At 66.8% G+C, this 22,387-nt stretch carries 21 protein-coding genes, 2 tRNA genes and 1 pseudogene; 12 read left to right on the forward strand and 12 right to left on the reverse strand.

The annotated features are described in order from the left end of the window. Positions 1-273 precede the first annotated feature (273 nt). Both DTA22_RS19445 and DTA22_RS19450 read right to left on the reverse strand, forming a co-directional pair. On the reverse strand, positions 274-702 hold the full coding sequence (locus tag DTA22_RS19445; RefSeq protein ID WP_037236364.1) for a single-stranded DNA-binding protein: 429 nt from the start codon (positions 700-702) through the stop codon (positions 274-276). Positions 703-871: 169 nt separating this feature from the next. Beyond that, on the reverse strand, positions 872-2,902 hold the full coding sequence (locus DTA22_RS19450; protein ID WP_037236366.1) for a cytochrome c oxidase assembly protein: 2,031 nt from the start codon (positions 2,900-2,902) through the stop codon (positions 872-874). 103 nt (positions 2,903-3,005) lie between these two features. Here DTA22_RS19450 and DTA22_RS19455 point away from each other — a divergent pair, with 103 nt between their 5' ends. Together DTA22_RS19455 and DTA22_RS19460 are read left to right on the forward strand one after the other, a co-directional pair. Continuing rightward, on the forward strand, positions 3,006-3,383 hold the full coding sequence (locus tag DTA22_RS19455; protein ID WP_037236368.1) for a DUF4345 domain-containing protein: 378 nt from the start codon (positions 3,006-3,008) through the stop codon (positions 3,381-3,383). A gap of 57 nt (positions 3,384-3,440) precedes the next feature. Then, a tRNA-Arg gene (locus DTA22_RS19460) sits at positions 3,441-3,513 on the forward strand. Between the two features lie 69 nt (positions 3,514-3,582). Here DTA22_RS19460 and DTA22_RS19465 read toward each other — a convergent pair. From DTA22_RS19465 to DTA22_RS19475, 3 genes and pseudogenes are all read right to left on the reverse strand, one after another. Beyond that, positions 3,583-4,407 carry an alpha/beta fold hydrolase gene (locus DTA22_RS19465; protein WP_037236370.1) on the reverse strand — a complete coding sequence of 275 codons (825 nt, stop codon included), beginning with the start codon at positions 4,405-4,407 and terminating at the stop codon, positions 3,583-3,585. Between the two features lie 294 nt (positions 4,408-4,701). Continuing rightward, on the reverse strand, positions 4,702-5,262 hold the full coding sequence (locus DTA22_RS19470; RefSeq protein ID WP_112300624.1) for a PaaI family thioesterase: 561 nt from the start codon (positions 5,260-5,262) through the stop codon (positions 4,702-4,704). After that, positions 5,262-5,977: pseudogene (locus DTA22_RS19475) on the reverse strand (SDR family oxidoreductase). The gene DTA22_RS19470 and the pseudogene DTA22_RS19475 overlap by 1 nt, the downstream one beginning before the upstream one ends. Before the next feature lie 87 nt (positions 5,978-6,064). Here DTA22_RS19475 and DTA22_RS19480 point away from each other — a divergent pair. Continuing rightward, positions 6,065-6,568, forward strand: coding sequence for a winged helix-turn-helix transcriptional regulator (locus DTA22_RS19480; RefSeq protein ID WP_112300625.1), 504 nt, complete (start codon positions 6,065-6,067; stop codon positions 6,566-6,568). A gap of 100 nt (positions 6,569-6,668) precedes the next feature. Continuing rightward, positions 6,669-8,012, forward strand: coding sequence for an NADP-specific glutamate dehydrogenase (gene gdhA / locus DTA22_RS19485; protein WP_112300626.1), 1,344 nt, complete (start codon positions 6,669-6,671; stop codon positions 8,010-8,012). A gap of 63 nt (positions 8,013-8,075) precedes the next feature. On the opposite strand, the gene DTA22_RS19490 is transcribed toward gdhA, so the two are convergent. The 4 genes from DTA22_RS19490 to DTA22_RS19505 all read right to left on the reverse strand — a co-directional run bounded on the left by DTA22_RS19490 (position 8,076) and on the right by DTA22_RS19505 (position 10,966). Further along, positions 8,076-8,288 carry a hypothetical protein gene (locus tag DTA22_RS19490; protein ID WP_112300627.1) on the reverse strand — a complete coding sequence of 71 codons (213 nt, stop codon included), beginning with the start codon at positions 8,286-8,288 and terminating at the stop codon, positions 8,076-8,078. A gap of 140 nt (positions 8,289-8,428) precedes the next feature. After that, a complete protein-coding gene (locus tag DTA22_RS19495; RefSeq protein ID WP_037236382.1) occupies positions 8,429-8,638 on the reverse strand; it encodes a hypothetical protein in 210 nt (69 codons plus the stop codon). A gap of 12 nt (positions 8,639-8,650) precedes the next feature. Next, complete coding sequence (locus tag DTA22_RS19500) at positions 8,651-9,823, reverse strand: fatty acid desaturase family protein (RefSeq protein ID WP_037236384.1); 1,173 nt, start codon at positions 9,821-9,823, stop codon at positions 8,651-8,653. 33 nt (positions 9,824-9,856) lie between these two features. Next, on the reverse strand, positions 9,857-10,966 hold the full coding sequence (locus DTA22_RS19505; protein ID WP_112300651.1) for a ferredoxin reductase: 1,110 nt from the start codon (positions 10,964-10,966) through the stop codon (positions 9,857-9,859). Positions 10,967-11,084: 118 nt separating this feature from the next. Here DTA22_RS19505 and DTA22_RS19510 point away from each other — a divergent pair, with 118 nt between their 5' ends. From DTA22_RS19510 to DTA22_RS19520, 3 genes are all read left to right on the forward strand, one after another. Next, positions 11,085-11,792, forward strand: coding sequence for a TetR family transcriptional regulator (locus tag DTA22_RS19510; protein WP_012688349.1), 708 nt, complete (start codon positions 11,085-11,087; stop codon positions 11,790-11,792). Between the two features lie 26 nt (positions 11,793-11,818). Next, positions 11,819-12,670, forward strand: coding sequence for an alpha/beta fold hydrolase (locus DTA22_RS19515; protein ID WP_037236386.1), 852 nt, complete (start codon positions 11,819-11,821; stop codon positions 12,668-12,670). A 77-nt stretch (positions 12,671-12,747) separates the two neighbouring features. Next, a complete protein-coding gene (locus tag DTA22_RS19520) occupies positions 12,748-13,326 on the forward strand; it encodes a hypothetical protein (RefSeq protein WP_037236389.1) in 579 nt (192 codons plus the stop codon). Here DTA22_RS19520 and DTA22_RS19525 read toward each other — a convergent pair. Then, positions 13,323-14,648, reverse strand: coding sequence for an MFS transporter (locus tag DTA22_RS19525; RefSeq protein ID WP_037236391.1), 1,326 nt, complete (start codon positions 14,646-14,648; stop codon positions 13,323-13,325). The genes DTA22_RS19520 and DTA22_RS19525 overlap by 4 nt on opposite strands. A gap of 126 nt (positions 14,649-14,774) precedes the next feature. On the opposite strand from DTA22_RS19525, the gene DTA22_RS19530 reads away from it, so the two are divergent. The 3 genes from DTA22_RS19530 to cmrA are packed head-to-tail and all read left to right on the forward strand — an operon-like array spanning position 14,775 to position 18,168. Next, positions 14,775-15,308, forward strand: coding sequence for a PadR family transcriptional regulator (locus tag DTA22_RS19530; protein ID WP_112300628.1), 534 nt, complete (start codon positions 14,775-14,777; stop codon positions 15,306-15,308). A 13-nt stretch (positions 15,309-15,321) separates the two neighbouring features. After that, positions 15,322-17,346, forward strand: a complete 2,025-nt coding sequence (locus DTA22_RS19535; protein ID WP_112300629.1) for an NADPH-dependent 2,4-dienoyl-CoA reductase — start codon at positions 15,322-15,324, stop codon at positions 17,344-17,346. An 18-nt stretch (positions 17,347-17,364) separates the two neighbouring features. Continuing rightward, complete coding sequence (gene cmrA / locus DTA22_RS19540; protein ID WP_037236396.1) at positions 17,365-18,168, forward strand: mycolate reductase; 804 nt, start codon at positions 17,365-17,367, stop codon at positions 18,166-18,168. A 63-nt stretch (positions 18,169-18,231) separates the two neighbouring features. Here the strand turns inward: cmrA and DTA22_RS19545 are convergent, their stop codons facing one another. After that, positions 18,232-19,968, reverse strand: coding sequence for a helicase HerA-like domain-containing protein (locus DTA22_RS19545; RefSeq protein ID WP_037236398.1), 1,737 nt, complete (start codon positions 19,966-19,968; stop codon positions 18,232-18,234). A gap of 85 nt (positions 19,969-20,053) precedes the next feature. On the opposite strand from DTA22_RS19545, the gene orn reads away from it, so the two are divergent. Both orn and DTA22_RS19555 read left to right on the forward strand, forming a co-directional pair. After that, positions 20,054-20,653, forward strand: a complete 600-nt coding sequence (gene orn, locus DTA22_RS19550; RefSeq protein ID WP_112300652.1) for an oligoribonuclease — start codon at positions 20,054-20,056, stop codon at positions 20,651-20,653. An 85-nt stretch (positions 20,654-20,738) separates the two neighbouring features. Then, positions 20,739-20,814 (forward strand) — tRNA-His (locus tag DTA22_RS19555). Positions 20,815-20,876: 62 nt separating this feature from the next. Here the strand turns inward: DTA22_RS19555 and DTA22_RS19560 are convergent. Then, the gene (locus tag DTA22_RS19560; protein WP_037236399.1) at positions 20,877-22,115 is read right to left on the reverse strand and encodes a L,D-transpeptidase; all 1,239 of its coding nucleotides are present in this window, start codon (positions 22,113-22,115) and stop codon (positions 20,877-20,879) included. Positions 22,116-22,387: the final 272 nt, after the last annotated feature.

Here is a 22,387-nt window from a genome sequence, read left to right on the forward strand (position 1 = left end):
TACTGCCATTTGTGCCGGAGACACCCCTTCGATCTAAACCCTAAAATCCTTTCTATGCAGGAAAAAATGCGCTGACCATTGACAACACGAACGACCTGTGTATAGGGTCCTCTACAACATCGTGTAAATGAACTCAGCCATGGGGCCAGCCTAATGGTGAAGTGCGATGAACCCACATCGCGGAGGGTCGAGGACGTGATCGGGGCTTCGCGGGGAGAAGCCGCGGGCCTCGGCGCCGGGAGCACGGGGTCGGCGCCGATACCCGCTGGTGCGCTATGCGACGAGGGACCGGGTGGCGACCTGTTCCGTCGCCGGGGTCGCCGCGTCCGCGTCCCCGGTTCTGGCCGCGCGCTCGAGCACGACCGTGCACCGGGCGAGATCCGGTCCGATCGCGGTCGCGCTCAGCTCCAGGTCGGAGCGGGCGATACCGTCCCGCGTCGTGTACTCCGTGGTGCGCAACTCACCGGTCACGATGACCGGATCCCCCTTCGCCATCGACTGGACGACGCCGGCCATCAGCCTCCGCCTGCAGGTCACCGTGAGGTAGAGCGTGCTCGCGTCGCGCCACTCGCCCGTCGCGTGATCGCGGCGCCGGACAGTGCTCGCCATCCGGAAACTGAGGAACTCGTCACCGGCCGCATTCGACCGGGTGACCGGGCTGGTGATGACCGTTCCGACGACGGTGCCGTGTGTTTCGTACATTTCGCTCTACCCCCTGTGAGTGCGGCAAGGTGCCGTGACTCACAGCGTGCCGTCTCGCAGCGCGATGGCGGGCCGGCATCCGAAATCTGTGGAGAAACGGAGGGGGTGTGGACAGAGCGGCCGGCACGGGCGCCGAAGCTGCGAACGTGTCGGAACCGCGTGCTAGCGGTCAGTGTCCGGTTTCTCGGTCCCGTCGCGCCAGTTCCGCGAACATCGCATTGTGCGCTGCCAGGTCGGCGTCGTCGTCCCGGTCGGCTGCCCGGTCGACCCGCCGCGCCGTGCGGCCGTCGCTGCGGGACCACTGGATCAGCAGGGCCATCATGACCAGCACCAGCGGGATCTCACCGGTAGCCCAGGCGATGCTGCCGCCCAGTTGCTGGTCTCCCACCAGGTCGGCATTCCAGCCCAGTCCCAGCGATCGGTAGTACCACTCGCCCATCACAGCGCCCATGCTCATCAACGCCACACCGAAGAACGCGTGGAACGGCAGGGAACCGAACACCATCGCGAGCTTCGTCACCGGCTGCAGTTTGCGGGGCGACGGGTCGATGCCGATCGCGACCCAGTAGAAGAGGTAACCACTCAGCAGGAAGTGCAGGTTCATCAGGACGTGCGCGGAGTGCGAGTCGACGGCGGCCTCGAAGATCCCGCCGAGGTACAGGGCATAGAACCCGCCCACGAACAGCACCGCCGCGACGACGGGGTGCGTGATGAACCGGGAGAACGGGCTGTGCAGCGCAGTCAGGATCCACTCACGCAGACCCGGAACACCGTTCTTGCCCGCCGGATCGAGGCTGCGCAGGGCCAGCGTGATCGGTGCGCCGAGCACCAGCAGCACCGGGGCCAGCATCGACAGCGCCATGTGCGCACCCATGTGCACGCTGAACACGGCCGGTGAGTAGCGCCCGACACCCGAGGACGTCGCGAGGAGGAGAACGACGCATCCGCACATCCACGCGACGGTCCGGCCGACCGGCCAGCTGTCGCCGCGACGACGGAGTTTGCGCAATCCGAGCGCGTAGACCACGGCCAGCACGATCGCGGCGGTGCCGTAGAGGAGGTCGAATCGCCAGTCCAGCATCAGCCGGGCGAACGTCGGCGGCCCCGCCAGGTTGTAGCCGAGTTCCACCTCCGTGAGGGTGGGCGCCGCGGTCGGAGGCGGCGGGGGTGTGCGACCGAGCCCGACGGCGAGACCGATCGTGGCGGCGAAGACCATGGCCTCCGCGCCGGCGAAACGGATCAAATTGCCGCGGCTGGCCGGATCCTTCTGCAGCGCGGGCAGGGCCCGTCGACGCTGTGCCCAGCCGAAGACGCCCAGGATGACGAGCGCCACGATCTTCGCGACCACCAGGCGTCCGTACGTCGTGTCGACGAGGTCACCGATCTGGACGCGAACGAGCGCGTTCACCACACCACTGACCGCCATGACGACGAAGCAGACCGTCGCGACCGCGGAGAACCGGCGCGCCGCCACATCGGTGTAGGCGCCGCGCCTGCGGGCATGGGCGAGGAGTGCGAACAGACCGCCCGCCCACAGCGAGGCCGCGACGAGGTGGAGGATCAGACTGTTCGTCGCCATGTCGTGCGAACCACCCGACGACGAGTGACCCGTCAACGCGAGCGGCATCAGTCCGAGGATGCCGACGACCAGCAGGATCGGCGTCCACCACCAGCGCAGCACGAGCCGGGACGCGATCGCGAGGACGATCGCAATGATCGCGGTCCAGCGCCAGGCGCCGGCGAGTTCGACCTGATCGATCGAGTTGAAGATGTTGGCCGGTTTGACCGCCTCGGCGAAGGGTTGCCCGGACGTGTCCGACAGCGTCAACGGGACCAGGACGAGGGCGGTCGCGGCCCACACGATCGCGGCGTACGACGCCGTCCGCACCGCGCGGTAGCCGTCCACGTCCAGGACACCGGACTTCTGCGGCGGCACGAAGAACGCCGCGAGCAGCAGCGATCCGATGGTGATGACGGCAGCGATCTCCGACACGGCGCGCATCGCAGGCAGTCCGTAGGTGGTGATCGGTCCGGGATCCGGAATTCCCAGCAGCACGAGCGCCTGAGCAGCGGAAAGTCCGACGACGATTGCCGCAACCAGGCCGGCGATGAGTCCGCCGACGACGAACAGGGCGGTCGAATCGGCGCGATGCGGGGGTTTCGATGCCGGGTCGGACGCCGCGAGCTGGGGTGTAGCCATACATCAAGGGTAGGACCTACGACAGGCCGTCGGAGACGCGAGGGTCCGTCGCCGTTCCGGCTACCGTCGACAGGAACCTGTCCCGAGGGAACGAGAGGCTGAGATGTCTGAGGTTCTGATTATCGCGGTGGCGCTGTTCTTCGCGGGCATGGGCGTCTACGGTCTCGCCGCGCCGGCCCGACTGGTCGCCCCGTTCGGCCTGTCAGCGGATTCGGCGACCTCTCGCGCCGAGGTGCGCGCGGTCTACGGCGGCTTCGGTGTCGCGGTGGCGGGCCTGCTGTTCTTCGCGGCTTTCGACATCCACGGCATCCGATCCGTCGCCGCGGTGACGGTGGCCGTCGCCCTGCTGGGGATGGCATTCGGCCGGATCGTGTCGGCCGTCGCCGACCGGCCGACCCGCTTCTACCCCGTGTGGTTCTACTTCGTGGTGGAGCTCGTCCTGGCGGGACTTCTGCTCTCGGCGGCCGTCCTGGGCTCGTGACGCGCACACCACAGCCCCGGTCGGAGCGCTCGAGGCGGCAGGTAATATTTGCTGCGCGCCTCCGTAGCTCAGGGGATAGAGCAAGAGCCTTCTAATCTCTTGGTCGCAGGTTCGAATCCTGCCGGGGGCACTCATTCGACGGAGCGCCGGCCGGAGAAAACCCCCGATCACCTGGACGAACAGGAATCGGGGGTCGGCGTCAGTCCTTCAGGAACGCCAGCAGGTCGGCGTTGATCGTCTCCGCCTGTGTGGTGGGCATGCCGTGCGGGAAGTCCGTGTACGTCTTCAGCGTCCCGTTCGCGAGGAGCTTCGCGGACAGTGGGCCGGCGTCGGCGTAGGGAACGATCTGGTCGTCTTCGCTGTGCATCACCAGCACCGGCACCGTGATCTTCTTCAGATCCTCGGTGAAATCGGTCTGCGAGAAGGCGACGATGCCGTCGTAGTGGGCCTTGGCCCCGCCCATCATCCCTTGGCGCCACCAGTTCTCGATGATCGCCTCCGACGATTCCACGCCCGGTCGGTTGAATCCGTAGAACGGCCCCGACGGCAGATCGCGATAGAACTTCGAGCGATTGGCGGCGAGTTGTGCCTGCAGATCGTCGAAGACGTCCTTGGGAAGGCCGCCCGGGTTCGCCTCCGTCTTCACCATCAGCGGCGGTACTGCGCTGATCAGTGCAGCCTTCGACACCCGGTTCTCCCCGTGCCGCGCGAGATAGTGCACCACCTCGCCGCCGCCCGTCGAATGGCCGACGTGGATGGCGTTCTGGAGGTCGAGATGCGCCGTCAACTCTGCGAGGTCGTCGGCGTAGTGGTCCATGTCGTGCCCGTCGCCGGTCTGGGTGGACCGCCCGTGACCGCGGCGATCGTGGGCGATGACGCGATAGCCGTGCTGGAGGAAGAAGAGCATCTGGGTGTCCCAGTCGTCGGCCGACAGCGGCCAGCCGTGGCTGAAGACGATGGGTTGACCGGTTCCCCAGTCCTTGTAGAAGATCTCCGTGCCATCCTGGGTGGTGATCGTGCCCATGGGTTGCCTTCCTTGACCGCTGTGGGGATGACGCTGATGAGGACGAAAATCAGTACATCAAACTTCGGTGGGTCGGTGGGCGGGTTCGATCGGCACCATCCTGCACGACCGTCCGATAGGTATTGCGCCCCTCGTCCGTACCCGGAGCCCCGTACTCGCGCGTAACAAACCGACCAATTAGTCTTGTTCGCGCATCGCCCCAACCCGACGGGGCAACGGTGCACCGGGACCCGCCACCATCCTCCGCGAGTGGCGGGTTCCCGCGTTCAGCTGCCCCTACTCGCACATCCGGTGTCAGCTCCCCGGCGGAACCTCGAACACCAGCAGGGTGCTGCTCGCGGTGGCGACGAGACGGCCCTGCGAGTCGGTGACCTCTCCTTCCGCGAACGCGATCCGGCGACCCGCCTTCTTCACGACGCCGCTGGCCGTGAGGACCCCGGAGTCCCTGGTCGCCCCGCGGATGTAGTTGACCTTGATCTCGACCGAGGTGTAGCCCCACCCGGCGGGCAACGTGGTGTGCACGGCGCATCCGGCGACCGAATCGAGCAGGGTGCACACGGCGCCGCCGTGGATGGCGCCGATCGGGTTGTACTGCGACTCGTCGGGGTCCAGCGCGAAGATGACCCTTCCGGGTTCGGCCTCGAGGAACCGCAGGTTCATCAGGCTCGCGATCGGGGGTGCGGGAATGTCGCCGCCGAGGATCGCCCGCAGGTAGCCGAGGCCGTCGAGTTCTCGCGCTTTCCGCGCCGGACCTGCCGGGTCGCGCCATTCGACCGTCCTCGATCGCACCTCTCCCCACTCCGCGTCCGCCACGCCCTCGACGGTCGACACCGCGCCGCTTCCGAACTCGCTCACTATGCGGCCCCCTGCCTAACCGACTGCGGATAGAGGACGTCGAGGTCGCCCGACAGTGCCGCCTTGACGGCGCGGGTGGTGTCGTCGGCGAGGACTTCGCGGGCGCCGGACTCGATGCCGCCGAAGGCCAGTCGCGCGACCTCGGCCGCGGAGATCTTCGGCACGTCCAGACCGCTCGTCATGTCGGTGTCCATGTACCCGAGGTGCAGCCCGACCACCTGGATGTTCTGCGCCGCGAGTTCGGCGCGCATCGCGTTGGTGGCGCTCCACAGGGCGGCCTTCGAGACGCTGTACGAGCCGCCGATGGCCAGCCAGGACAGGACGGAGTGCACGTTGAGGATCGCGCCGCCCCCGTTGGCGGCGATGATCGGTGCGAGCGCGCGTGTGACGTTGAGCGGGCCGTAGAGGTTGGTTTCGAGTTCGCGGCGCATCCCGTCGAGATCACCCGTGAGCGGCGACTCGCCGATGAGGATGCCGGCGTTGTTGATCAGGACGCCGAGGTCCCCGACGTGCTCCGCTGCGGCGTAGACCGATTCGGGGTTCGTGACGTCCAGTTCGACGGGCACGACCCGCGGATGCTCCTCGATCGTCGACGTATCACGCGCCGACGCGTAGACCGTTCGCGCTCCTCGCGCGAGCGCCTCGGCGACGAAGCACGTCCGAGCCCGCGGCCGGCTCCGGTGACCAGCACCGTTCGATCTTGAATCGTGGTCATGACGACCCCTTCGGGTGAGTAAGTCTGCTTTTCCAACTAACTACGTTCACGACAGTAATCCCTATCAGTTGGAAAACACAACCCTCTATGATGGAGTGCATGAACAACGGCGACACCGAGCGAGCGACACCCGAGATAGTCATGGACCGCATGCCACTGACGCCGAGACCCTGCGCGATCGCCGCCACCATGGAACTGATCGGCGACCGCTGGTCCATGCTGGTGATCCGCGAACTGAGCTACGGGGTGCACCGCTTCGACCGGATTGCCGGGTACATCGGCGTCTCGCGCGACATCCTCACCGCGCGACTGCGCAAGCTCGAGGAGGTCGGCGTCATCGAACGCAGGCAGTACTCCGAGCACCCTCCCCGTTTCGAGTACCACCTCACCCCGGCGGGCGAGGACCTGCGACCGCTGCTGCTCTCGTTGTTCCAATGGGGCAGCAAGTGGGCTGTGGACGAGGCCCCGTCGGTGCTCGTGCACGAATGCGGGCACTCACTGGAGCTGGAACACCGCTGCGCGCACTGCGGCGAGGCGGTCGAGAACACCTCTGTCGCAATGCATTCCCGCACACCGCCGCGGAAGTCGTGACCTCTCCGCCCGGCCCGATACAGGACGCCTGACACCAGGTCTATAGTTTCCAAAGTAAACGTCGGGTAACGAATTCCTCACACGTCAGGCAGGTGGGTCTGTGTCAACGCGCGACCAGGTAGCAGAGATCTACGAGCAGGTCCGCCTGCGGAACGCCGGCGAACCCGAGTTCCACCAGGCAGCCGCCGAGGTCTTCGAATCGCTCCAAGTCGTGCTCGACCACCATCCCCACTACGCCGACTCCGGATTAATCGAGCGGCTGTGCGAGCCCGAGCGTCAGATCATCTTCCGGGTGCCGTGGGTCGACGACTCCGGCAACGTGCACGTCAACCGCGGTTTCCGCGTGCAGTACAACAGCGTGCTCGGCCCCTACAAGGGCGGCCTGCGGTTTCATCCCAGCGTGAATCTGGGGATCGTGAAGTTCCTCGGCTTCGAGCAGATCTTCAAGAACGCCCTCACCGGACTTCCGATCGGCGGCGGTAAGGGTGGCTCCGACTTCGACCCCAAGGGTCGCTCGGAGGCCGAGATCATGCGGTTCTGCCAGTCGTTCATGACCGAGCTGCATCGCCACATCGGCGAGTACACCGACGTCCCGGCAGGTGACATCGGCGTCGGCGGGCGCGAGATCGGCTACCTGTTCGGCCAGTACAAGCGCCTCACCAACTCCTACGAGTCGGGGGTCCTCACCGGTAAGGGACTCACCTGGGGCGGCTCCCAGGTGCGTCGCGAGGCCACGGGGTACGGCGTCGCCTACTTCGTCGCCGAGATGTTGAAGGCCGCGAACAGCTCGCTCGACCGCAAGACCGTCGTCGTCTCCGGCTCCGGAAACGTCGCGATCTATGCGATCGAGAAGGTGCACCAGCTCGGTGGAATCGCGATCGCGAGCTCCGATTCCTCCGGATACCTCGTCGACGAGAAGGGCATCGACCTCGAGCTCCTGAAGGAGATCAAGGAGGTGCGGCGCGGACGGATCAGCGAATACGCGGACACGGTGCCGCACGCCCGGTTCGTGCCGAACGGCTCCATCTGGGACGTGCCGTGCGACGTCGCGCTCCCCTGCGCCACCCAGAACGAACTCGACGAAGCGGCCGCCAAGACGCTGGTCACGAACGGAGTCCAGGCGGTGGCCGAGGGCGCGAACATGCCCACGACCCCGCAGGGCGTCCAGGTGTTCCGCGATGCCGCGGTGGCGTTCGCCCCGGGCAAGGCGGCCAACGCGGGCGGTGTCGCCACGTCGGCACTGGAGATGCAGCAGAACGCATCCCGCGACTCGTGGGGGTTCGAATACACCGACGAACGGCTGGCCGGGATCATGCGCGGCATCCACGAGCGCACCGTGGCCACCGCCGCCGAGTACGGCATGCCGGGCGACTACGTGCACGGCGCGAACATCGCCGGCTTCGTGAAGGTGGCCGACGCCATGATCTCGCTCGGCGTCATCTAGCCGAACGACGGGTGGGGCACGACCGTCGCCGGACGTACCCCACCGTTCGACGGCGCGAACGCGTCAGCTCACCTGACACTGCGTCTGACCCCACTCGACCCAGCACATCTGCTTGACGTCGGGCCGGGGAGTCTTGGTGGGCAGGGGCTGAGAACAGCCGGTCTCGCAGATCGGCTTGGCCGCCGCCATGCCGGCGGCACCGGTCAGCGAGATGGCAAGGGCCGCAAAACCGGCGAGCGCGATACGCGCCGTGGTGGAGATCGTGGTGGGAAACATGAGTTCCTTTCGGGGGGCGGTCTTCGTGCTGCACTCGGCATCGGCCGGAGCCCTGCACCCAGAAAGGCCGCCGAGGGTGCAATGAACACACCCTCGGCGGCCTGATCTCTACCCTGGGGCGAAATGCCCGGTCGGCTTACTCAGTCGACCGGCTCGGCGTCACCCTCGTCGTCGCGGGCCTTCTTCGCGGCCTCGCGCATCTCGATTCCGTCGGACACCCAGTCACCGATCTCCCGGGTGACGTCCCGGACGGCGCCCGCGATGATCGTCGCGATCTGGCCGACGTGCGTGGCCGCGGACTCCGTCAGTTCCTGCACGGTGTCCTTGCGCCGCTCGAACTTCCCCACCATGTGTTTCGCCTCTCAGGCTGCAGTCTTCTGCCGCTCGACGATAACACCGGGAGGGGTGTCGGACGAGACGAGACCGGGCGGCAGTGCGAACGTGAAGATCTTCCCCCACACCGAACCGATCTGCTTGAAGAAGCCACCGGTGTTGTAGGGCAGGCCGTGCTTCTCGCACAGCGCTTTCACGACGGGCGCCATCTCCGGGTACCGGTGGGCGGGCAGGTCCGGGAACAGATGGTGCTCGATCTGGTGCGACAGGTTGCCGGACATGATGTGGAACAGCGGGCTCCCCTCGATGTTCGCGCTGCCGAGCATCTGCCGGACGTACCACTCGCCGCGGGTTTCCTCCGCGGTCTCGTCCTCGGTGAAACTCTGCACGCCGGTGGGGAAATGGCCGCAGAAGATGATGGAGTACGCCCACACGTTGCGGATCAGGTTGGCGGTCACGTTGCCGAGCAGTGTGGGGACGAACAGCGGCCCGGTGAGCGCGGGGAAGATCACGTAGTCCTTGAGCACCTGCCGACCGGCCTTGCGCCACCAGCCCTTCAGCAACGGCTTGACGTCGTGCCACTTGCGCTTGCCCTGGATCACGTTCTCCGCTTCCAGGTCGTGCATCATGACGCCCCACTCGAACAGCATCATCAGGAAGAAGGCGTAGACCGGGTTCCCCAGGTAGTAGGGGTTCCACTTCTGCGCCTCGTCGATCCGCAGGATGCCGTAGCCGATGTCCCGGTCCCGGCCGAGGATGTTGGTGTACGTGTGGTGCATGTAGTTGTGGGAATGCTTCCACTGATCGGCCGGGCAGACGGTGTCCCATTCGAACACGCGGGAGTTCAGGCCCGGTTCACGCATCCAGTCGTACTGGCCGTGCATGACGTTGTGGCCGATCTCCATGTTGTCGAGAATCTTCGACACCCCGAGTGCCCCGACCCCGGCAATCCAGGCCGGTGGGAAGAATCCGAGGTACATCAGCCCGCGGCCGGCGACCTCGAATCCCCTCTGTGCCTTGATGATCTTGTAGATGTATTCGCGGTCCTCGGCGCCGAGGTCCGCAACCGTCCGGTCGCGGAGGGCGTCCAGTTCCCGGCCGATCTCTTCGACCTGGTCGTGACTGAGCACCACCGGGGCGTCGTTGCGGGAACCGTCGGAGCCGTCGACGAACGGGAGGAACGAGAGCGAGAGTCCAAACATGTCGGTCTCCAAACGTTGAATGTCGAGTGAAAGTCAGATGTCGAGGGCGACGTCGCCCACCGGAACCGAGACGCACAGCTGGATCGCCTTGTCCGGATCGGTGTCGGTGTCGCCGGTGCGGACGTTCTTGGTGCACCCCGACTTCTTCACCGTGGTGCAGGAGAAACAGATGCCCATCCGGCAGCCGTACTCGGGATGGAGCCCGGCGGCCTCGGCCTGTTCGAGCAGCGTCGCTCCAGAATTGTCCGCGGTGACGCCGCTGGCGGTGAAGGACACCGCACCACCGGCCTCACCCTCCGCCGGGGCTGCGGCGGGAGCGAATTCCTCGGTGTGGAGACGGTCCTCGATGCCGAGTTCGCGGTACACCTCGCGGACGCCACGCATCAGTCCGGGCGGGCCGCACAGGAAGGTTTCGGCGTCCGCGTACCAGGGCGCCACGGCGTCGAGGTGCTCCTGGCCGAAGAACCCGTGGAGATGGCCGCCGGTCTCCTGATCGGTGTACGCCAACACGAGGGAGACATTGGCGTTCGCGGCCGCGAGTGCACGCAGCTCGTCGAGGTATGCGACGTCGTTTTCGGTGTACGCGTAGTGCAGAAAAGTGATGCTCCCGAAGTGCTGCTCGTCGACGAGGGTGCGCAGCATCGACAGAACCGGGGTGATTCCGCTGCCTCCGCTCACCAGCAGGACCCGGCGAGGGCGAGGAGACGGAAGGGTGAATTCTCCCGCCGCCTGGGACAGGTCGAGCACAAGACCGGGGCTCGCGTGCGCGTGCAGGTACTGCGAGACCAGACCCTCGGGATGCGCCTTGACCGTCAGCTCGACGAGCCCGTCGGTGGACGCCTGTGCATTGGCCGGTGAGTAGCACCGGGTGTGCCGAACCCCGTCGATCACGACGCCCACCTGCACGAACTGCCCCGCACGGAATCCGCGCCACTGCCGGGTGGGGCGCAGCGTGAGGGTGACGGTGTCGGCGGTGGACCGCCGGACCTCGACCACTTCGGCGCGCAGGTCGCGCACGGTGACCATGGGAGTGACGAGTTCGAGGTAGCGGTCGAGCTGGTGCGGAGTGGCCATCGCCTCGAACAACGACAGCAGTGAGAACCTGCGTTCCTCCGCCGGACGACTGGTGTGGGCAACTGACACGTCGGCCTCCTCCATTTGAGTGCACGGTTGTACACTGACAATAGTGTGACAGAGAGGGACAGGAAGTTGTCAATCGGAATGTGACCGCACGCACACTCGGGGCAGGGATCGGATTTGCATGCCGGACGACGAGTACGAGCACCCGGAGATGACGGGTGTCGGCACCGCCACGAATACACTCACAGCCGTGAGTCAGTCGACCGGCGCCGAACCGGAGAGCAGGGCAGCCCGCAAGGAGCGCACGAGGAAGGCCCTTCTCGACGGCACGCTCGAACTCATGGCGGATCGCAGTTTCGCCGGCGTGAGCCTGCGCGAGATCGCCCGCACCGCGGGAATCGTGCCCACCGCGTTCTACCGCCACTTCGCGTCCATCGAGGAACTCGGTGTGGTGCTCGTCGAGGAGGGCATGCGAATCCTGCGCCAGATGCTCCGCGACGCCCGGCGCACGCCGAGCACCAAGAGCGCCGGCGCATCACTCGACATCCTCGTGCGACAGGTCCGCACCCACGAGGCGCAGTTCCGGTTCCTCAGCCGCGAACGCTACGGCGGCGTCCCCGAAATTCGCCGTGCGATCGCGACCGAGATGACACTGTTCGTCAGCGAACTCACGGTGGATCTGTCCCGCATCGACGGTCTGCAGTCCTGGGACCACGACGACCTGGAGATGGCGGCCGACCTGATCGTGTCCACCATGTTCGCCGTCGTCGTCGATCTGCTCGAGGCCGATCGTCCCGGAAGCCGAAGCGAGGCCGAGGTGGTCGCGCGCGCCGAACGGCAACTACGCCTGATCATGCTCGGCATGAGCGGGTGGAATCCCGGAAAGTAGTCGCACTCTCGCCGTACGGTGGGGGCATGCTGTCAACCTCGGAACACGCGCACATCACCCTCGGCGACCTGACGTTCGACGTCACGATCAGCGGTCCGGCCGACGGCGCCCCCGTCGTTCTGCTGCACGGGTTTCCGGAGAGCGCCGCGTCGTGGGAACCCGTCAGCGCCCTGCTGAACGAGTCCGGTCTGCGGACGTACGCGCCGAACCAGCGCGGATACTCGCCCGGTGCGCGACCCGACGGAGTCGACTCCTACCGGATCGACCACCTCGTCGCGGACGTCGTCGGACTCCTCGACGCGCTCGGCCTCGACTCGGCTCATCTCGTCGGCCACGACTGGGGAGCCGCCGTCGCGTGGGTCGTCGCGGCCAGGCACCCCGACCGGATCACCTCGCTCACCGCCGTCTCGGTGCCACATCCCGGCGCGTTCGGCTGGGCGTTGCGCGAGGACGCCGATCAGAAGGAACGCTCCTCCTACATCCGCCTGCTGAGGATGGAAGGCAAGGCCGAGCGGGTCCTCCTCGACGACAACGCGCGCTCGCTGCATGCGATGTTCGGTGACGTCGTCGCGCCTGCCCTCGTCGATCGGCACGTCGCGCTGCTCAGCGAACCGGGCGCGCTGACCGCCGCGCTGAACTGGTACCGCGCCATGACGAGCGACTTCGCGGAAACACCCGCCGTCACCGTTCCCACGACCTACGTCTGGAGCACCGGCGACCAGGCGCTGGGGCGTGCGGGAGCCGAGCGGTGCGGCGAGTTCGTCGATGCGCCGTACGAATTCGTCGTGCTCGACGATGCCACGCACTGGATCCCGGAGCAGCGTCCCGACGCACTCGCGGACGCGATCCTCACTCGCGCCGGAACCACACCGAACTGAAATCCGCTGTTCCCCTCGACGGGGCGTCCGTTCTGGTTTGATGGCACTACTCGTCTCGTGCACCCTGGGAGGGCACCATGAGTGGCATCGCAATCCTTCTGGTCGGCGCCGTTCTGTGCTTCGCCGGTGTCGGTTCACTCCACGTCGCCGTTCTCGCCTCGGGATTCGGCCTCGGCTGGCTCCTGGCCGACCTGCTGTCGCTGTCGCTCGGGACGACGTTCCTGGTCGCGGCGATCGGCGCGGTCGTGGTGTGGGTGGCCACCACTTTGATCTTCAAATTCGCCGCATTCTTCATCGGAGGCATCGCGGGCGCGGTGGTCGGCGCCAAACTCAGTCGTGTTCTGCAACCTGACGACGCCAGCTGGCTGCTCAGCGGAATCGTGATCGTCGCACTCGCCGTCGCCTGTGGTTTCATCGCCGACCGGTATCGGGCCCGGGCATTGTTGTGGCTCACCGCGCTCGGCGGCGCCAGCTTGGTGCTGACCGGGCTCGGCCTGGCCATCGGGGCGCTCAGTTTCCTCGAAGACCCGAACGAGGGCAGCCAGCAGTTCTTCGCAACGCTGATCTGGATCGTCGTGGCGGCGGCGGGCTGGCTGACGCAGCGGCGGCTGTTCCCGGAGAAGCTCCGGATCGACGACAATCGCGCGAGGCGCTAGTCGCGCTCGGGCGCCTTCACCATCGTCAGTGCGGCGAGCCCGATCCCGAGCACGATGACCAGGCCGATGATCCCGGCCCGATCTGCCGCGAACCACCAGGCGAACAATCCGAAGAGGGTGGGCGAGAGGAACGACACCGCGCGACCGGTGGTCGCGTACAGACCGAACATCTGGCCCTCCCGGCCGGGCGGGGTGATCCGGGCCAGGAATGTGCGCGCCGACGACTGCGCGGGACCGACGAACAGGCACAGCAGCAGTCCGAAGATCCAGAACATGGCCGGTCCGGAGACGGCCGTCAGTACGACACCGACGACGATCATCGCGATCAGGGACGTCATGATCACCGTCTTGGGTCCGATCCGGTCGTCGAACCGGCCGGCGGTGAGCGCGCCGAGCGCGGAGACGACGTTGGCCGCGACACCGAACAGCAGCACGTCACCCGCGCTGATGCCGTAGACGTTGACGGCGAGGACGGCGCCGAACGTGAAGACCCCGGCCAGTCCGTCGCGGAACAACGCACTCGCCACCAGGAAGTACACGGTGCGCCGGTCGGCGACCCAGAGGTCGCGCAGATCGCGCCACAGCACCCGGTACGACTCGACGAAGCCGGCCTTGTCGGCACCCGGATCCACGTGCGGGCGGGGTAGCTCGGGGACCTTCAGCAGCACAGGAATCGCGAAGACCGCGAACCAGACGGCGGCGAGCAGCGCCACCATCCGGATGTTCAGGCCGCCGTCGGTGGTGAGCCCGAGGAATCCCCGGTTGTCGCCGTCACCGGATATGAATCCGAAGTAACACAGCAGCAGCAGCACGATCCCACCGAAATAGCCCATCGCCCAGCCGAACCCGGACACCCTCCCGATGTTCGCCGGCGTCGACACCTGCCTGAGCATCGCGTTGTACGGGACGCCGGCCAGTTCGAAGATCACCGAACCCGCGGCCAGCAGCACCAGCCCGAGCCACAGGTACTGATACGAGTCGCGGACGAAGAACATCGCCGCCATGCACCCGACCGTCGCGAACGTCAGGACGCCGAGCGCCCACTTGCGTCGTCCTGCAGCGTCGAATCGCTGACCGGTGACGGGGGCGAGCACGGCGATGAGGAACCCGGCGATGCCCAGCGACCACCCCAGCCACGTGCTCGCGGAGATCGACCCCGGCAGGTCCTCCCCCACGGCGTCCGTCAGGTACACGGAGAAGACGAACGTGAGGATCACGGCGTTGAAGGCGGCCGAACCCCAGTCCCACAACCCCCACGCGACAACCTGTCTGCGCGTCGCGGCCTCGCCGATCCCGGCAGGCGGACGAACGTCGGTGCTCATGTCCGCGAGCCTATGCGAGCGAACGGGAAGTTCGTGCGGTCTGACGCGACGAGCGTCCCGTTCGGACGGAAGAACTAAGTGTGCACTCAGTTGCATACGCACCTCGTTGCATACATACTTCGGTTCGTGGCACTCGAACATGCGCTCCTCGTCTCCCTGACCGAGCACTCCGGCTCGGGGTACGAATTGGCGCGCCGGTTCGACAAATCCATCGGCTTCTTCCAGAGCGCCACCCACCAGCAGATCTACCGCGTCCTCAAACGCATGGACGAGTCCGGATGGGTCGACGCCGAGGTCGTGGCGCAGGACGGCCGGCCCGATAAGAAGGTGTACCGGGTCAGCGCGGCCGGGCGCGCGGAACTCGAGCGCTGGATCGCCGAACCTACCGAGCCCAACCACCTGCGCAACGAGCTGGCAGTGAAGATCCGCGCCGCTCAGCACGGTGACATCGCCGCACTCACCGCCGAGGTCGCTCGCCACCGCGACGGCCACGCCGCCCGGCTCGAGGTCTACCGCATGATCGAAAAACGCGACTTTCCCGCACCGGACCAGCTCTCCGGCGCAGCCCTGCACCAGTACCTCGTCCTGCGCGGCGGAATCCGCGTCGAAGAGGGGTTCACCGACTGGTGCCAAGAAGTACTCGACGCGCTCGCACAGTAAGGACACGCCGCCAATGACTCAGTTCCCTCAGCTCCTCGCTCCCCTCGACCTCGGTTTCACGACGCTGAAGAACCGGGTGATCATGGGCTCCATCCACACCGGGCTCGAAGATCGCGCCAAGGACGTACCCCGTCTGGCCGAGTACTTCGCCGAGCGTGCCCGCGGAGGTGTCGCGCTGATCGTCACCGGCGGATACGCGCCCAACCGGACGGGCTGGCTGCTGCCGTTCGGCGCCAAGCTCACCAACCGTGTCGAGGCCCGCAGGCACCGCGCGATCACGAAGGCGGTGCACGACGAGGGCGGCAAGATCGCCCTGCAGATCCTGCACGCCGGCCGGTACAGCTACCAGCCGTTCAGCGTCTCCGCCTCGTCGATCAAGGCCCCGATCAACCCGTTCCGGCCCCGCAAACTCACCGGCCGCGGCGTCCGCTGGCAGATCCGCAACTTCGTCCGCTGCGCCCGGCTCGCGCAGCAGGCGAACTACGACGGCGTCGAGATCATGGGCGGCGAAGGCTACTTCATCAACCAGTTCCTGTGCGAGCGCACCAACAAGCGCACCGACACGTGGGGCGGCACTCCCGAGAACCGCAGGCGGATGGCCGTCGAGATCGTCCGCCGCACTCGCAAGGCGGTGGGCCCGAACTTCATCATCATCTTCCGCCTGTCGATGGCCGACCTCGTCGAGGGCGGTCAGACGTGGGACGAGATCGTCGCGCTGGCACAGGAAGTGGAGGCCGCGGGAGCGACCATCATCAACACCGACATCGGCTGGCACGAATCCCGTGTTCCCACGATCGTGACGTCGGTGCCGCGGGCCGCGTTCGCCGACATCACCGGCAAGCTCGAGAAGCACGTGAGCATCCCCGTGGCCGCGTCGAACCGGATCAACATGCCGGAGGTCGCCGAGGAAATCCTGACCCGCGGTGACGCGCAGCTCATCTCGATGGCGCGCCCGATGCTCGCCGATCCCGACTGGGTGCGCAAAGCCGAAGCGGGCACCCCCGACGAGATCAACACGTGCATCGCGTGCAACCAGGCCTGCCTCGACCACGCCTTCGTCCGCAAGCACGTGTCGTGCCTGCTGAATCCCCGTGCGGGCCGGGAGACGGAACTGACACTCTCCCCCACCCGGGCCGCGAAGCGCGTCGCCGTCGTCGGCGCCGGACCCGCCGGACTGTCCGCGGCGCTCGGCCTCGCACAGCGCGGCCACTCGGTGACCCTGTTCGAGGCGGATTCGGAGATCGGCGGCCAGTTCGGCATCGCCCGCAAGATTCCCGGCAAGGAGGAGTTCGCGGAGACGATCCGGTACTACAACCGCCAGCTTCCGCTCGCCGGTGTCGACGTCCGGCTCGACCGCCGCGTCACCGCGACGGAGCTGGTCGGCGAATACGACGAGGTGATCGTCGCGACCGGGGTGACGCCACGCGTGCCGTCCATTCCGGGCATCGACCACCCGAAGGTGCTCACGTATCCGGAGGTCGTGCGGGGCGGCAAGCCCGTCGGGCAGTCGGTCGCGGTGATCGGAGCCGGCGGGATCGGCGTCGACGTCAGCGAGTTCCTCACCCACGAGCACTCCCCGACGCTCGACCTGAAGGAGTGGAAGCAGGAGTGGGGTGTCACCGAACCCGAGGCGGCGGCGGGCGCCCTCACCACACCCATTCCCGAACCGTCGCCGCGTGAGGTGTACCTGCTGCAGCGCAAGAGCGGCCGGATCGGCGCCGGACTCGCGAAGACCACGGGCTGGGTTCACCGGGCAGCGCTGAAGAACAAGGGTGTGCAGGAACTGTCCGGGGTCAACTACGAGCGCATCGACGACGACGGCCTGCACATCACGTTCGGCGCCAAGCGCGAGAAGCCCCGCACCCTCGCCGTCGACAACGTCGTGATCTGCGCAGGTCAGGAATCGGTGCGTGACCTCGTCGACGAACTGACCGTCGCCGGCGTCACCACCCACGTCATCGGCGGCGCCGACGTCGCAGCCGAGCTCGACGCCAAGCGCGCCATCGAGCAGGGCACCCGGCTCGCGGCTCGCATCTGACGCACTACGCTGCTGACCGTGAGCTTGCCGAACCCCACTCCCAGTGCCCGCGCCGTCGTGACCGGCGCCTCGTCCGGAATCGGCGAGGCGCTGGCCACCGATCTGGCCTCCCGGGGACACTCCCTGATCCTCGTCGCGCGTCGCGGCGAGGTGATGGAGTCACTCGCCGGGACCCTGCGTGACAAGTTCGGCGTCGAGGTCGACGTACGCGCGTGCGATCTGTCGGATCGCGACGCGCGGGCCACCCTCGTCGCCGAACTGGCCGGACGCGAGATCAGCGTCCTGTGCAACAACGCGGGCATCGCCACGTTCGGCCCCGTCGCCGGACTCGATCCCGCGTACGAGCGAGCCCAGGTGGAACTCAACGCCGTTGCCGTGCACGACCTGACCCTCGCGGTGTTGCCCGGGATGCTCGAGCGCAAGTCCGGCGCCATCCTCATGGTCGGCTCCGCGGCAGGCAACATGCCCATCCCCCACAACGCCACCTATGCGGCCAGCAAGGCGTTCGTCAACACGTTCTCCGAGTCGCTGCGCGGCGAACTCAAGGGGACGGGAGTAAACGTCACGCTGCTCGCACCCGGCCCGGTCCGCACCGAGGAGCCCGATCCGGCGGACGCGTCGATCGTGGACAGGCTGGTACCCGACTTCCTGTGGATCTCCAGCGAATACACCGCCAAGGTGTCGCTCGACGGTCTGGCCGACAACAAGATGCGCGTCGTGCCCGGCATCATCAGTAAGGCGATGTCCGTTGCCGGGCAGTACAGCCCGCGTGCGGTGGTCGCCCCGATCGTCGGAACGTTCTACAAGAAGCTGGGCGGATGACCCCCGGGTGAATGTACCGTTCACCCCTGCCGGGGCGCTGAAAGGTACATTCGCCCAGCGTTTCTAGCGCCTGCGACGTTTGCCCGTCCCGAAGATGCTGCGGGAGATCTCGCGTCCGGCGGCCGACGCGGCCGAGCGGAGGAAACTCTTCACCGCGGAGTTCCCGAGAATCTGCTCGGCCATGTTCGGACCCTCCGGTCGTGCGGGCGGGGGTGGCGGCAGGTCGGGCAGCGGGGGCAGGTCGAGGCCCGGTTCCGAGGCCGGCGCTCCGGCGACCTTCGCCGTCAGCTTCTCGTACGCCGATTCCCGGTCGACGGTCTGCCGGTACTTGCCCGACAAGGGGCTCGACGACGACGCCGCCGTGATCGCGTCGTTGCCGATGGTGTCCATCAGCGAGCGGGGAGGCCGAATCCGCGTCCACGCCACCGGCGTCGGCGCGCCCCGTTCCGACAGGACCGTGACGATCGCCTCACCGATGCCCAGTGAGGTGAGAGCCTTCTCGAGGTCGTAGTTCACGGTGGTCGGGTACGTCCGTACCGTTTTTGTCAGCGCCTTCTGGTCGTCGGGGGTGAAGGCGCGCAGCGCGTGCTGAATTCGCGCGCCGAGCTGCGACAGCACCGCATTCGGGACGTCCGTCGGCAACTGGGTGCAGAAGAAGACCCCGACGCCCTTGGAGCGGATGAGCTTCACGGTCTGTTCCACCTGCTGCAGGAACGCCTTCGACGCGTCCGCGAAGAGCAGGTGCGCCTCGTCGAAGATGAAGACGAGCTTGGGTTTGTCGAGATCGCCTTCCTCGGGCAACGTCTGGAACAGGTCGGCCAGCACCCACATCAGGAAGGTGGAGAACAACGCCGGACGCGCGGCCTGCGCGCCCAACTCGAACAACGTGATCACGCCCTTGCCGTCGATCACCCGGAGCAGGTCCTCGGTCTCGAGCTCCGGTTCCCCGAAGAACGTGTCGCCGCCGTCGGCTTCGAGATTGACGAGGGCCCTGAGGATCACACCTGCGGTGGCCGGGGACACGCCTCCGATGCCCTTCAGATCGGCCTTGCCCTCGTCGCTGGTGAGATGCGCGATGACCGATCGCAGATCCTTCAGGTCGAGCAGGGCGAGCCCCTGAACGTCCGCCCAGTGGAAGATCAGCCCCAGCGTGGATTCCTGAGTCTCGTTGAGCCCGAGAACCTTGGCGAGCAGGATCGGCCCGAACGCCGTGATGGTCGCGCGGACGGGAATGCCCAGGCCTTCGGTTCCCAGCGAGAGGAATTCGACCGGGGACCCTGCCGGCCGCCACCCGTCGTCACCCGTCTCGGCCGCTCGGGCCGTGATCTTGTCGCCCGCCTCACCCGGCTGTGACAGGCCCGACAGGTCGCCCTTCACGTCGGCCATCACCACGGGAACCCCTGCAGCCGACAATTGCTCGGCAATACCCTGCAGCGTCTTCGTCTTTCCCGTCCCGGTGGCGCCGGCGACGAGTCCGTGCCGGTTGACCGTCGCGAGGGGGATACGCACCCGGGCCGTCCGATCCACGGCGCCGTCGAGAACCACGGTGCCCAGCTCCAGAGCCGCACCCTCCGAGGAGTATCCGGCCGCGATGTCCGCGGCGGCACCAGAGGGGCCGGCGACGCCTGCGGGAGCACGGTTCTCCGCAGCCTCCGCGTCCCGGGCTTCCTGCTCCGCCGCCTCTGCCGCTGCCGCGGCCTCCGCCGCGATCCTGGCCGCTTCCGCAGCTGCCGCCCTCGCGGCCGCCGCCCGTTCCGCCGGGGTCGAGGTCGCGCCGCCGTCCTGCGATTGCTGGGTCATCCAAGCCCTCCTCGGATCACGCACGTCGGGAGAAAGTGTCCACCGCAGACCTTATCCCGTGACCCACGTGACTACTGTGTTCCTGGTGCAGGACAAACTTGTGTGGATCGACTGTGAAATGACCGGGCTCCGGCTCGGTACCGACAAGCTGATCGAGATCGCAGCTCTGGTCACGGACAGCGAGCTGAACGTGCTCGGTGAGGGTGTCGACATCGTCATCCACGCCGACGACGACGCGCTCGCGGCCATGCCCGACGTGGTGACCACGATGCACGAGAACTCGGGGCTGACCGACGAGGTCCGGAAGTCCACGGTCACGCTCGCCGAGGCCGAGCAGCAGGTGCTCGCCTACATCCGCGAGCACGTGCCGGTCGCCGGGACGGCGCCGCTCGCAGGTAACTCGATCGCAACCGACCGCGGATTCATCGCCCGCGACATGCCGGACCTCGACACCTACCTGCACTACCGGATGATCGACGTGAGCTCCATCAAGGAGTTGTCCCGGCGCTGGTACCCGCGGATCTACTTCGGTCAGCCCGAAAAAGGTCTCGCCCACCGCGCCCTGGCCGACATCAAGGAGTCGATCCGGGAGCTGAAGTACTACCGGAGGACGGCGTTCGTGCCCGAGCCCGGACCGTCTACCAGCGACATCGCCGCAGTTGTCGAGGAACTCGGGCCCGCCTGAGATACCGATTGGCTTCTCGGGCACCGGACGCGCTAGTATCTTCCTCGCCGAAGTTACTGCCCCCGGGCGGTGCCTGAAGCACATGGTGAGTGTAGTTCAGTTGGTAGAGCACCAGGTTGTGATCCTGGCTGTCGCGGGTTCGAGTCCCGTCACTCACCCCAAACGGAAAGCCCCCGGCCTCGGCCGGGGGCTTTCCTCTTTGCGATTGGTCTGACGCCTGCCGTCAGGCGTTGGCGTTGCCTGCCTTCCAGACATCCCACGGGATGTTCCAGTCCCCGAGGCCGTCCGTGCCCGACAGCGTGCCGCCCAGCGTGTTCTTGACGATCACGATGTCGCCGCGCTTCGTGTTGTCGTACACCCACTTCGCGTTGGACGGGCTGAGGTTCAGGCAGCCGTGGCTCGCGTTCGAGTAGCCCTGCTGCCCCACCGACCACGGCGCCGAGTGGAAGAAGATGCCGCTGTAGGACATTCGCGTGGCCCAGTCGACGGGCGTCTTGTATCCCTGTGGGGAGTTGACCGGTACGCCGTAGGTGGACGAGTCCATGACGAGGTTCGCGAACCGGTCGCCGATGATGTAGACGCCGTTGTCGGTGGGTGTGTCGTCTTTACCCATCGATGTGGGCATCGTCATGATCACTTCGCCGTTGCGCTCGAACGTCACCTGCTTGGTGTTGTCGTCCGCTGTCGCGATCACAGCGTCGCCGATGGTGAAGGCCGTGTGGACGTCCTCCTGGCCGAACAGTCCGTCACCGAGATCACGGCCGTACACGGCGACCTTGACGTCCACGGCGGTGCCGGGGGCCCAGTAACTCTGCGGACGCCACCGCACCTCACGGTTGTTCACCCAGTAGAACGCGCCCTCGACGGGCGGATTCGTCGTGACGGTGATGCCGGCCTCCGCGGCCTTGCGGTCCGGGATGTTCTCGTCGAACTGGACCGCGATCGGCTGACCGATACCCACCACATCGCCCTCCGACGGCATCACGTACGGCTTGGTGACGTTGCCGGGCGCGCTGGTCGTGAACGCCGAAGTCGAGGTGGTGCCGCCACCGAGTCCGTTCGCCTTCACCTCGAGCCGGTACTCCTTGTCGTAACCCAGCGGCTCCGTGTTGACCCAGGACAACCCGTCGGGAGCGATGGCGCCGTCGACCGACTCGCCCTCCGGGTTGAGCATGGTGACCGCCGCCAGCGTGCCGTCGGCCACCGTCACCGTCACCGGCTGTCCGGGTGAGAATCCCACTGCACCATCGACGGCCGACGCCGTCAGCTTCGGCTTGATGAGTTCGGTGACCGGATTGGAATCGATCGGCGCCTCACCTTCCGACGTGACGCTGTCGGCACCGGAGACGGTGCACCCTGCGATCGACAATGCGAATACGAGTGATGCCGCCACAACCGTCGCCGTCTTCGAGACGGATCTCACCGATTGCGCACGCACGCGCCCGCCACGCCCCACACCCATGGATAACCCCACTTCACGTCCTCGCTCCGAATTCACGTTCAAGCCGGCACGTCTCTCGCCTTCGCAAGACGAATCAGCACGTCGAGACCGTGTGGTCTCCAATGATGCCAGCCACTGGAGACCGGTTCCAACCAAGCGCCGAGCCGCTCAATAACGTTCGAATATCAATCGTGACCAGCGGCGCTCTTGTTACGCGCCACCGTGTGGATCGGGTCGCCGCGGGCAGTCGCCACCAGGCGATTTGCATTCCCGAGAAGCGACCCGCTAATGTT

It is taken from the genome of Rhodococcus wratislaviensis (genome assembly GCF_900455735.1).
GTDB classification, from domain to species: Bacteria; Actinomycetota; Actinomycetes; order Mycobacteriales; family Mycobacteriaceae; genus Rhodococcus_F; species Rhodococcus_F wratislaviensis.